This is a genomic window from Methylobacterium sp. E-066 (assembly GCF_022829635.1).
Lineage (GTDB): Bacteria > Pseudomonadota > Alphaproteobacteria > Rhizobiales > Beijerinckiaceae > Methylobacterium.
Genome location: NZ_JAKSYO010000050.1, coordinates 23,416 through 34,054 on the forward strand (window position 1 = coordinate 23,416; position 10,639 = coordinate 34,054).

11 protein-coding genes, 1 tRNA gene and 3 pseudogenes are annotated in these 10,639 nt (G+C 64.6%); 4 read left to right on the forward strand and 11 right to left on the reverse strand.

Annotation, left to right across the window (positions count from 1 at the left end; translation table 11 throughout):
• Positions 1–132 precede the first annotated feature (132 nt).
• A pseudogene (locus MKL20_RS06010) lies at positions 133–944 on the forward strand (IS5 family transposase).
• Between the two features lie 102 nt (positions 945–1,046).
• Here MKL20_RS06010 and MKL20_RS06015 read toward each other — a convergent pair.
• Positions 1,047–1,815 (reverse strand): annotated as a pseudogene (locus MKL20_RS06015) (transposase); the annotation flags it as partial.
• 365 nt (positions 1,816–2,180) lie between these two features.
• Between MKL20_RS06015 and MKL20_RS06020 the strand changes: the two are divergent.
• Together MKL20_RS06020 and MKL20_RS06025 are read left to right on the forward strand one after the other, a co-directional pair.
• Positions 2,181–2,699: a MucR family transcriptional regulator gene (locus tag MKL20_RS06020; protein ID WP_244035915.1), complete on the forward strand. Its 519-nt coding sequence runs from the start codon at positions 2,181–2,183 to the stop codon at positions 2,697–2,699.
• Between the two features lie 1,841 nt (positions 2,700–4,540).
• A complete protein-coding gene (locus tag MKL20_RS06025) occupies positions 4,541–4,807 on the forward strand; it encodes a hypothetical protein (protein WP_244035916.1) in 267 nt (88 codons plus the stop codon).
• Positions 4,808–4,847: 40 nt separating this feature from the next.
• Here MKL20_RS06025 and MKL20_RS06030 read toward each other — a convergent pair whose 3' ends face one another.
• The 10 genes and pseudogenes from MKL20_RS06030 to MKL20_RS06075 all read right to left on the reverse strand — a co-directional run bounded on the left by MKL20_RS06030 (position 4,848) and on the right by MKL20_RS06075 (position 9,248).
• The gene (locus MKL20_RS06030; RefSeq protein WP_244035917.1) at positions 4,848–5,075 is read right to left on the reverse strand and encodes a hypothetical protein; all 228 of its coding nucleotides are present in this window, start codon (positions 5,073–5,075) and stop codon (positions 4,848–4,850) included.
• 110 nt (positions 5,076–5,185) lie between these two features.
• Positions 5,186–5,425 carry a hypothetical protein gene (locus MKL20_RS06035; protein ID WP_244035918.1) on the reverse strand — a complete coding sequence of 80 codons (240 nt, stop codon included), beginning with the start codon at positions 5,423–5,425 and terminating at the stop codon, positions 5,186–5,188.
• Between the two features lie 696 nt (positions 5,426–6,121).
• Positions 6,122–7,126: an NAD(P)H-binding protein gene (locus MKL20_RS06040; RefSeq protein WP_244035919.1), complete on the reverse strand. Its 1,005-nt coding sequence runs from the start codon at positions 7,124–7,126 to the stop codon at positions 6,122–6,124.
• Positions 7,123–7,266, reverse strand: a complete 144-nt coding sequence (locus tag MKL20_RS06045) for a hypothetical protein (protein ID WP_244035984.1) — start codon at positions 7,264–7,266, stop codon at positions 7,123–7,125. The genes MKL20_RS06040 and MKL20_RS06045 overlap by 4 nt, the downstream gene beginning before the upstream one ends.
• An 87-nt stretch (positions 7,267–7,353) precedes the next feature.
• Positions 7,354–7,554, reverse strand: coding sequence for a hypothetical protein (locus tag MKL20_RS06050; RefSeq protein ID WP_243970723.1), 201 nt, complete (start codon positions 7,552–7,554; stop codon positions 7,354–7,356).
• 62 nt (positions 7,555–7,616) lie between these two features.
• Positions 7,617–7,853 carry a hypothetical protein gene (locus tag MKL20_RS06055; RefSeq protein ID WP_244035920.1) on the reverse strand — a complete coding sequence of 79 codons (237 nt, stop codon included), beginning with the start codon at positions 7,851–7,853 and terminating at the stop codon, positions 7,617–7,619.
• A 94-nt stretch (positions 7,854–7,947) separates the two neighbouring features.
• Positions 7,948–8,172 carry a YARHG domain-containing protein gene (locus MKL20_RS06060; RefSeq protein WP_244035982.1) on the reverse strand — a complete coding sequence of 75 codons (225 nt, stop codon included), beginning with the start codon at positions 8,170–8,172 and terminating at the stop codon, positions 7,948–7,950.
• Positions 8,173–8,217: 45 nt separating this feature from the next.
• A pseudogene (locus tag MKL20_RS06065) lies at positions 8,218–8,502 on the reverse strand (SH3 domain-containing protein); the annotation flags it as partial.
• Positions 8,499–8,876: a hypothetical protein gene (locus tag MKL20_RS06070; RefSeq protein WP_244035921.1), complete on the reverse strand. Its 378-nt coding sequence runs from the start codon at positions 8,874–8,876 to the stop codon at positions 8,499–8,501. The pseudogene MKL20_RS06065 and the gene MKL20_RS06070, both read right to left, overlap by 4 nt.
• A 295-nt stretch (positions 8,877–9,171) precedes the next feature.
• Positions 9,172–9,248, reverse strand: a tRNA-Arg gene (locus MKL20_RS06075).
• A gap of 453 nt (positions 9,249–9,701) precedes the next feature.
• Between MKL20_RS06075 and MKL20_RS06080 the strand changes: the two genes are divergently transcribed.
• On the forward strand, positions 9,702–10,637 hold the full coding sequence (locus tag MKL20_RS06080) for an endonuclease domain-containing protein (protein WP_244035922.1): 936 nt from the start codon (positions 9,702–9,704) through the stop codon (positions 10,635–10,637).
• The last annotated feature ends 2 nt before the right edge of the window (positions 10,638–10,639 follow it).

Here is a 10,639-nt window from a genome sequence, read left to right on the forward strand (position 1 = left end):
ATAATCGAGGTCGCCGCGGGCGGCGGCGCTCCGCAAGGCCAAACCCGTCACGACGCCATCGGGGAAAGCAAGTCGGGCCGCGGTCTCTAGAGCCTGTTATGAACTATACGCGGGGGTGGCGCGCTATGGGGCATGAGCCTGGATCGCACTGCCTATCCGTCCGACGTGTCCGATGAGGAATGGGCGCTGGTTGCGCCGTATCTGGCGCTGCTGCGGGAGAGTTCGGGCCAGCGCGATCACGACCTGCGGGAAGTGTTCAACGGCCTGCGGTTCATCGTGAAGACGGGGGCGCCGTGGCGGTTCATGCCGCACGACCTGCCGCCGTGGGCGGCGCGGTGTACCAGCAGACGCAGCGCTGGCTGGCAGCGGCGTGCTTCACCGATGTGGCCGGCGATCTGCGGGCGGTGCTGCGGATGGCGGCGGGCCGAGAGCCGGAGCCGTCAGCGGTGATCCTGGACAGCCGGACGCTGCGATCCTTGCCCGAGAGCGGCGACCGGTCGGGCTACGACGGGGCCAAGCGCAAGCGAGGTTCGAAGGTTCATCTGGCGGTCGATACGCCAGGCCACGTGGTGGCACTGCATGTCACGCCGGCTGATGCCGACGACCGCGGCGAGGTCGATCGCCTGACCGGCGCCGTGCAAGCAGAGACGGACGGAAGCGTCGAGACCGGCTTCGTCGATCAGGGCTACACCGGCGCGCGGGCGGCTGAGGCCGCTCGGCCGCACGGGATCGCGTTGGCGGTGGTCAAGGCCCCCGAGGCCAAGCGGGGGTTCGTGCTGCTGCCGCGCCGCTGGGTGGTGGAGCGATCCTTCGCCTGGGCCACGCGCTGTCGGCGCCTGGTCGAGGATTACGAGCGTTATACCAGCACGCTGGCAGGACTTCACATGGTCGCCTTCGTCTGCCTCATGCTCAAACAGGCCGGACAACTGATGACGAGTTCATAACACGTTCTAGGTGCAGCGGCGTGTCGTCGGTGATCTCGGATCGGTCCGGGAGGAGACGGAGGCGTTTCGTCATACTCCTCTCCAGCAATGGTTGGCACCGCCCTCGCGCGTGAACGCATCGATGACGTTCAGCATCCGGTACTTGCGCCCGTTGTGCGTACGGTGCTCGACGAAGTCGTACGACCAGACGTGATCAGGGCGCTCCGGCCGCAAGCGGAGGCAGGAGCCGTCGTTGAGCCAAAGGCGCGCTCGCTTGGGCTGGCGGGCTGGGACCTTGAGCCCCTCCCGTCGCCAGATCCCCTCATCCTGAGCCTGTCGAAGGATCGACCCGCTTCACGTTGACCGTCCAGCCGTCGCGCTGGGGCAGCGCCGTGATCCGACGGTAGCCATAGCGCCCGTACTGCAGCGCCAAGGCGACGATAGCGCCCGTCAAAGCGGCCTCATCCTCGACCAGGACGGCGACCTTGCGCTGCGTCGATCCTTCGACAGGCTCAGGATGAGGGATGCTGACCCAGGACACGGCAAGCGAAGCGTTTGGACACACCGTGCTCGGCAACGGCGTATTCGACACAAGCCCGGCGGCGAGCCGGGCTCAGAAGTTTTCCGAAGCCGCCTCCTTCAGGATCAGCTTCTCCAGGGTCAAATCGGAGATCGCTCGACGAAGGCGCTGGTTCTCGGTCTCCAGAGACTTCAGCCGCTTGACCTGATCACCCTTCAGGCCGCCGTACTCGGAACGCCAACGGTAATACGTGACTTCCGTCACCTCGATGGACCGGATTGCTTCGGCGACCTTGCGGCCCTGTGAGACCAGAACATCCACTTGGCGCAGCTTGGCAACAATCTCTTCAGCCGTATGCCTCTTCCGTCCCATGACAACATCCTCCACATGGCTCGAAGCCATACCTCAGGGAGGACCACTTTTCAGGGGGCAGGCCAGAACCATTCTTCTGCGAGCGGCCAAAGCACCGCCACATGCGGGGCCAGCCACTCCGCCATTTCGCGAGCCGCCGGGCTATGGACGGGAGATGCGCTCGTCATGGAACCGAGTCTCTTGCGATCTTGCCTCAAGGTCGAGATGACGTCCTCGTTGATGACTTGGGCAAAGGCTTCGAAGTCGGAGCTGCGCGCCGATTTCCGCGCGAAAATTTACACAAACAATTATCTCCTATCATTATCGCATTGCTTTCTGACATTCGCCAGCACATTGTGCGACTTCTCCAAGCATAGGTGGACATCGTGGACGAAAATCTGGAAACGCTCGAGCGCGGCGCGACCGACTACATCGAACTGACGTCGGGCCTCGTCTCTGCCTACGTCTCGAACAACCACCTGCAGCCGAACGAGATCGCGACCCTGATCGCCAACACGCACGCTGCGCTGACAGGGCTCGGCCGAGGCAGCGCACCCGCGGCGCCAGCGGTCGAGAAGCTGACACCGTCACAGATTCGGAAGTCGATCACGCCCGACGCGCTGATCAGCTTCGTCGACGGCAAGCCGTACAAGACCCTGAAGCGGCATCTCAGCGGCGCCGGCATGACCATCGAGCAATACCGCGAGCGCTACGGGCTGCCGCGGGACTACCCTTCTACGGCCGCCAGCTACTCCGAGCAGCGCTCGGCACTGGCCAAGAGCCTCGGCCTCGGCAACCAGCGCAAGACAGCGGCTCCGAAGGCCACCGAGCCGACCGCGACCGTCTCCGAGAAGCCCAAGCGTGCCGGCCGGCCGCGGAAGGTCAAGGAAACCGCCGAGGCCTGAAGCCCCCCGGTGATCCGCGTATCTCCCAGCGATCCCCATATGCCCACCTATCGCAGCGGTTGAGCCTAGCCAGGCTCCCGCCGGCGAGCGCGCCGGTCGCCGTGTTCCCCCCGTTCACGTGTGGCCGGCGCGTCCTTTCGCAGCAAGGATCAGGTGTCGCAATGCAGGTGCAGCACGCCTCACCCAGCTCGGCGGCCGCAACGAACGTAGGTCGAGGTGCCCATGGCACTCGTCCAGGTCAGACGGTCACCATTGACGGCTAGGCGGACCTGGGAGGACCAACGGTGATCGCGGTCACCACAATCAGCTGCCATCGACCAGGCATTGCCGGCTCGATGGGCACCGCGGAAGCTGCAGATGGTGTCGGCAGCCTGAGCACGCTCGGGCGTGATCGTCGCTGGGACGAATCCCTTGCGCCGCGAGGGAGCGCTGCAGGCGTCCGTAGTAGGCCCCCAGGTCCCAACGTAGTCCAGGCTGGCTGAAGCTGGCCGGGGCGTGGCTGGAGGCACTGTGGGTTGCGCCACGATGGCCGACGGTGCGGACGGCGGCACGTTAGACGGGGGCACGGCGGGCGTGACAGGCTCGGGTGCGGCAACCAAGATAATAGGACGAGAGAGGTCCGCCATTTGATCGATAGGCGGTTCGCCGATGGCTTGGATCGTCGAAGTTTGGAACGGCAGGTCCTCGTAGAGATAGGCTGCGCAGTAGGCGAAGAGGCCACCCCAGCCGAGCACAAGCAGGATCTGGAGCGCAGAGCCACGTCGGTCCTTTGGCTGAAACCCAACCGATGGCCCGGCTAAGACAATCGCCCCCATTTCCCCCTCCTACGGTGCTCCTCAGCAGTTTCCTGCACCGCAGCCAATGCTGGGCATTACTCAGGAAAGGAGCGGCGTGAATGCAATTGGCACTCAACTGACATCGCGATGTCGCGACGATATATTAACTTCAGATAAATCGTTAACGATGAGTTAATAAACCGAATTTCAATTCCGTGCTCACCGAGCTCTTTCGCGACATCGTGAAGAGCCAGGGGCGGCGCATGGCGAAAGCGGGATGAGGCACCAGGAACCGCCCGCACGCTGGCGCGGCTACCGAGACGAAGTCTGCCTCACGTTAATGCAGCGGACCATTGAGGGTGTAGTTTCGGCTCTCCTCCCAAGCCCCACCTTCAGCCCCGCCGGCAGCCGCCGAGCGGGGCTTTTCGTCTCGGCATCGTGACATGATCCGCGCACGGGTGCCGGTATGGTGCCGAAGTTGAACCTCCAAATTCGACAGACCCAACTTCAGCCCGCCCGGTTCGCCGGCGCGGGCTTTTTCGTGGCCTGGGCTTTGCCATGGGCGTCGGCTCGTCGATGAGACCACGAGCCAACTTGCGGCGCGCTCCTGACGGGGTGCGCCGCACTTTCCGCGACAGCGTGCAGAACCACTGGGGGCAGCTGGTGAAGGCGGAGTAACCCTGCTTCGGCAATCCGTTCAAGGGCATGGCACTGAACGGATGGCTGATGAGGGTTCAGGCAAATAGCAGATGGCGGTCGCCTGGGCTCCAGTACAAACCCAGCGATGTTTGGCATTTAGAATTTTTTAACCATGATAGACCACATTCGCTGTGGTCCTTGGTCCTGGATCAGCAATCTTCAGCCCGCCCGGTCCGCCGCGCGGGTTTTTTCTTGGCCGGACTCTGTCGCGGACTACCTAACAGCAGGCCTGCCGGATACGCTTGCACAATCAGCTTCTGCGTAATCCGCAGCAGAAGGAGGCCTCTGGTTCGCGTTGAGATCGCGCGATTCGCTATTATACTACCGCTGGTTGCAATTCCGGTTTTAGCACGAGTGGCGAGTCCGATGGCGCACGCCTATACGGTACGAAAATACGACGACAGAAATCAAACTGATGGTCTGACAAGTTTGTTTGTTTTTGTTCCATGCTTAATAGTATGGACAATCGGCGTTATATTTATGCTTCCGATTACGATACTGGCTTTTCCTGTTCAATATTTCTTTGAGCATAAGCCAAAACTACAAGGTAATATCGTCACTGGCCTGATGATTTTAGGTGCAGCAAATGCGGTTGTTACGCCGTTGTCAATTTTTTACGTTTATTGCACTTAAAACAAAATATTCAGCCGAGTAAATCTGTTCTTTAAGGCTTCTATTCGCCCGGAAGGTTGCAAGGCCTTACGACGACCTGGGGCCAGCGATCCATGCCAACCGGCATGAGGACGGCGATCTGCTCCGGCACCTTACGGTCGCCCAGCAGGCTGTGAAGCGAGGTGCGACAGGCCTCTTCCATCTCAGATGGGGTGCGCGCGCCCGATGTTTTGAGATCGGCGATCAGGAGTGCGGCGATCTCTTGCGCAAAAGCTTCGCTGTCCCGCATGGGGGCCTCCGGTGCTGACCGAGTAAGCCTACTGGCGACCGGCCGCGTCAGGCATCCGCACAAATTGGCGTGTTCACATACCGATTGAGACTGAGGATGCGACGGGCGGATTAGCCCTCATCTCCGGCAGGCTCCGACCATGACGCTCCATAGCGTTCGATCAGCTCCTGGTGACCTGCTGGTGTGATCTCGTACTCGACGCTGTCTTCCGCCGGGATCGCTCGACCAGTGGTCACGACAAGTCCGAGCGTCTCCAGGCGCCGCATGTAGACGCTGATCTGATAGAAGCGAGGTCCTGTCGTCGCGAGGTTGCGGAGGCGGTACAGACTGTTAGGCGCCAGCTTGTGCATCGCCGGTCAGTGTAACGATAGGCCGCTGCCGCGTCAGTCCTGGTTACGGCCATTTGGGCAGCGGCTCGGCCAATTGCGCCCCACCGGCAGCGGCGACGAAGGCGAGGGCGGCGGTCGGAACGTCCCGAACGACATCAATGACCGGCGCCACACAGCGCAGGGCTACTACCAGACGGGACTTCATCGAGCCGGGACGCGCGCGACGGCCATTCGGATCCGGAGCGCAGGTGGTCTCACCGCGGACATGGGCGTCAACTCACCCGATGCGAAAGAGGATGGCAACCCGGCCTGATCCGCGAGGCGGGGCCCGGGCACTACGACGTGTAGGCGGGATCGCCGACCTGGGCGTGACGGAGCCGAGGGCGAGCGCGGCACGCTGACGGGGGCTTGAGAAACGATCTCGACTAACGGAGATCCCAATCTCTTCCCTCGTCCTGACAGGCTGTCGGTCGTTCGATCGATAGACGGGCCTTCAGGCCAAGATGAGGCGCGGGTCCCCTCTGCCGTGCTGGAGAGGGACAGGGCGAGGGATGCGACCTCTCCGGAGAAACCTGATCCCTCACCCCAACCCTCTCCCGCACGGGAGAGGGGGCCTGGCGCGCTCCGTCGGGGTCCGCTGGCGCGGGCATCTCAAGATGAGGTCGAGGGTCGGAGAGACGGGTCAAGCAAAATCTAAGACTTCCGATGCCCGTACTGTCAGAACACGGCGTGGTCGCCGCGCTCGGCGACGGCCTCGCCCCGGACCAAACGCGCGTAATAATCGAACAGCGTATCCGACCCCGTCGACGGCGTGGCCCGGGCATCGTATCGGCCCGTCGCCGGATCCAGGACGAGCATCGACTCCGTGGCGTAGTAGCGTCCGATGCGCGCGAGCTCGGCCTTGGCGGCCAGGGCCGGGACAAGCCGCCCGAGGGTGGACAGAACGGCGATGATCCCGTCCAGCAGCGCCACCGGCACATGCCGGAAACGCGGCTCACGCCCCAGCAGGGCGAACAGGTGCTCGCCCTGCGCCTTCGGGGTGATCGCCTCGCCCGGTCCGCCGATCGGGAGGACGCGATTGCGCCGGTCCTCGGCGTCGATGCAATCGGCGAGGTAGCGGCCCAGATCGTCGTCGCTGATCGGCTTGCAGGCCGTGAGCAGGCCGTCGCCGAAGACCAGGAACGGCTTGCCCTGTTGCACGCGCTGGATCTGCCCCGAGAGCGATTTGAAGAAGGCGGTCGGCCGCACGATCGTGTAGGCGAGGCCCGATTCCATCAGCGCCTGCTCGAACGCCAGCTTGGCATGCTGGAAGGCGAGGATCGGCTTCTGGACGCAGATCGCTGAGAGCAGGATCACGTGCGTCACGCCGGCCGCCTCGACGGCGCGCAGCGCGTTCACCTGCGCCTGATAGTCGATCGCCCAGGCGTCGTCGGGCAGGCCGGTGCGCGAGGCGAGACACGAGACCAGGACGTCGAACGGCTCGCCGCAGACGCCGTCGCGCGCGAGCGAGGCCGGATCCATCAGGTCTGCGACCCGCGCGGTGGCGCCCTTGGGGAGGGCGGTAGGGTCCGCCGGCCCTAACGGGTCGCGGCGCCTGATGAGGCAGACGACCGCGTGACCGCGCGCCACCAGCGCCCGCACCGTCGCGCGACCGATCGTGCCGGTGCCGCCCAGAACGAGGACGCGCCGCGGTGGTGAATCATCCGGCCGATCCACCTTCACGGCACCCGCTTGCGCAGCACGAAATTCCCCACCGCCAAGAACTTCTGAGCCCGCTTGCCGGTGTCGACTTCCGTGGTGAACACGTTGCCCTTTGAGCGTTTCGGTCCCGTGCTTCCGGTATCCGCGATCGCGTCGGACATGGTCTCGCCTCTCAGGCTTTCTTTAGCCGCACGCCCGGCCCCTCGCCGTTCTCCTCGATGAAGATGACGCCGGCGGCTGCGAGGGGGCTACCAGAGGCGCAGCAGATACCCGCCAGCAAGCACGACGACGGTGAGGGTGACAATCGAGAGGTAGAACCTTTTTGCGGCTTCGGTCCGAAGGTTGGCACGACGCTGGTCGGTTCGAGGCCTGAAGGCCACGATCTTCGGATCCGACACGTGCTGCGTCAGGCTCTTGGGTAGCCTGCGCTTCGATCGTCCCATGCGCATGTTCGCTTCCCTACGGCCGTCGCATTGCATTAAGAGCTTGCGTCAGGTGCCCCACGACGTCGTCACCCTTTAGTCGCAGCCGGGCCAACATCAGGGGCCGCCTCGGCCTGCCCGATGCGCCTGGCGACCTCCATCAGCACGATTTCGACGGAAGGCGGCCAGGGTGCCCCATTGTCCAGAAGCATCCGGGCAGCCCTGACAAGCATGGTGAACTGCTCCGGCGGGATCGTCGTACCGGCGGCGTTCTGTTCCAAGATGCGGTCGGCGATCGCTGTTGCGAGCCGGGCGACCTCGGCCACCTTGTCGGGCTCTGCGTGAGAGCCGGTCAATTTGGATTGACCCATTCAGATCCCGCGCGGGGCAGAACGTAGCCTTGGCCAGTGGGCCAAGCTGTCACCGCGCGCACCCCAGTTGACGCTCCGTCGCCCGGATCTTGGCCACCTGCTCCCGCTGGCGCGTCGACAGCGGCACGTCCGCCTCGTCGTCGAACTGGCACCCGGCATTGCCGAACGCCTGGATGGCCTGCGGGGTGCGGAAGCAGTAGCCCGCAGCCTTGAAGATCGCGTTCCGCTCGGACCACAGCTCCTCGCACGATGACGAGGCGGATCCGCTCGGCACACTGCGGCCGCTCGCGGCTGTGCGGCAGCAGCCGACGTACCGAGCGCTCACCCATCCGGTCTGGCCGGACGGCAGCTGGATGTTCACCCAGCCGCCCTGGCGGCCGAGTTCGGTGAACAGGGTGTCGGGCCCGAGTCGCGCGAGGCGGACGCCTTGGGTGCCGCTTGGCAGGCTGCGCAGCGCCAGGAAGTTGTCGCCGTAAGGATCGAGGCCGACCGGGTAGCTGAAGGCTTCCTGCTGGACCTGGGCCAGAGCCGAGCCGCTGGGTAAGGCGAGCGCGGCGATGGCGCCGCCTATGATCAGACAGAGAAGCTTGTACATGCCGCTCATTCCTCAAGCGGCGCCCGGCTCGGGCAGAGGGCCTTGAAAATCTGAATGTTGGTCGGATAGCCGCTTGCCGACGATCCATCGGCGATCTCGCCCGACGGCAGGTTCTTCAGCACGTACTTGGTCATGCTGTCTTTGTCGCGGGATGGCCCGAGGACGCGGTAACGGTTTCCCTGAAAGTCTACGAACTCGCCCCTGGGGCAGTTCGCCGTAACCTCGTCGTTAAGCCGGACTGCCAGTTCCTCACGGATGCAATCGGGCGTGACCTTGCCGACATAGTCGCGGCAGAAGCCGACGGCATCCTCGCGTGTGTGCTTCGTGCGGATCACCGCGCGATCGGTATCGAGCCCATTCATGGACACGACCGTCACCGTCATACCGGCCCGCGACCCGTAGAAGATTTTACCGGATGCAGATGCAGGTGACGCAGCGAGCACCGCTATGGCTGCAGGAGCGAAAAGCCGTAATCGCCTCATCTCGAAAATGCTCCGGCATCCCAATGCCCAACTGGAATGCCGCCAACGATTCTATGGCGCGACAAACCGCTCTTCGTTGGATCCAGGATCCAGCCAACATGAATGAGGGGAGGGCGGTTCGAGCCGCCCGCTTCCGCAGTGCTTCCGCGGCGATCTTCGGACCGCATCGCGTAGTCCGCTAAGTCATTGACAAGATTGGCGCACCCGACACGATTCGAACGTGTGACCTTTGCCTTCGGAGGGCAACGCTCTATCCAGCTGAGCTACGGGTGCTAGCCGCGCCGATTTCCTAACCCAACCGCGCCGCCAGCGCAACGGCTCGGGTGTGCCTCTCTGAGGCGCGACAGGGAGGTATCGAGCCCCCTGCGGCAAAGGGCACAGGCTCGAAGCGTGTCGGGTGCGCGCGAGCGCTGAGCGCAAATGAGTCGGTCGGCCGAGGGAGGCTCAAGGGCGGCACGCGGCCTGTGGCGCGAACGCGCCGCGGCTTCTCCTCCGGAAGGAGCGTTGGCTTGGCGCGACGATGCAGGGGTTCCGAGTGAGACCGGGAGGTGTTCCCTGGAGGGCGCGACAACCTGAAGGTGTTCGGCCTGTAGCCAGAACCCAGCGGCTGTGCTGAAAAGGTCCGACAAACAGCTGCAGGGCGTCTCGGCGCCAGCGGGCAGCGGGCAGCACGGTCTCGGTTTGCTACCGTCCCTCCATCTTGGCCCTGCGGCGCGGCCGCAGATCATGGCTGACGACCTGATCCGGCGCATCGCCGGTTTGGGGCAGAGCGCGCGTCTGGTCGTCCTGGGCATCGATCGCACCGCCATCGGCGCCCTCGTCTCGGAGGGCACCGACCGCAGCGCACTGCTGGTCGCGAGCGGGGTCCAGCTCTCGGCCATGGCGCTCATCGACCGGCTTCTCGACGATCTCGCCGAGCTGGCCCTCGGACGCTGGCCGCATTGGCACGGCCGCGATGCGTCTCTCACTCCGGTCACCGCCGATCCTTGGCTGAAAGCGGCGTCGAAGCGCGCCAGGCTCGGCCTGGTGCCGCGCTTCCGCAGGATGGGGCGAGCCCTTGAGCTCCTCCGGCTTTCGCGTGCGATCGACCCCGCCGGCGTCGTTCTGATCTGGGAGGTCGATCCGGCATCGGCGACGCGGGCGCGTCCGGCGATCGAGGCGCTGGAATGGTGCACGCAGCACGGGGCCGCGGTGGTGGCGACGCTCGCCGTGCCGCCGATTGAGACCGCGCCCTATGACCGTGTCCTCTACGGCGCCTATGAACTCGCCCACCCGGAAAGCACAGCGGCCGAGCGTTTCATCGCACCGGTCGGTGCGCACCCGGCGAGCGCCATCGAGCGGCGGGTCGCCGACGCCCTGGCACAGGACGCCGACCTCAGGGACTTGTTCGTCTGCAATGCCCCTGTGCCCGTCGGGGCCTGGGGCGCGAGACCACGTGTCGACCTCCTGTGCCGGAAACACCGCGTCGTCGTGGAACTCGACGGTCCCGAGCACCGGGCGGAGCCCAAATTCGGCAACGATCGTCACCGGGACTACGAGCTGCTGACCGCGGGTTACCTCGTGTTGCGCTTGACCAACGATCAGGTCGCGGCCGACCTTCCGCTGGCGATCGAGAAGATCCGGGCCGTCGTCCGCCTGCGGCGCGGTTCGCAGGAGGGGTGAGT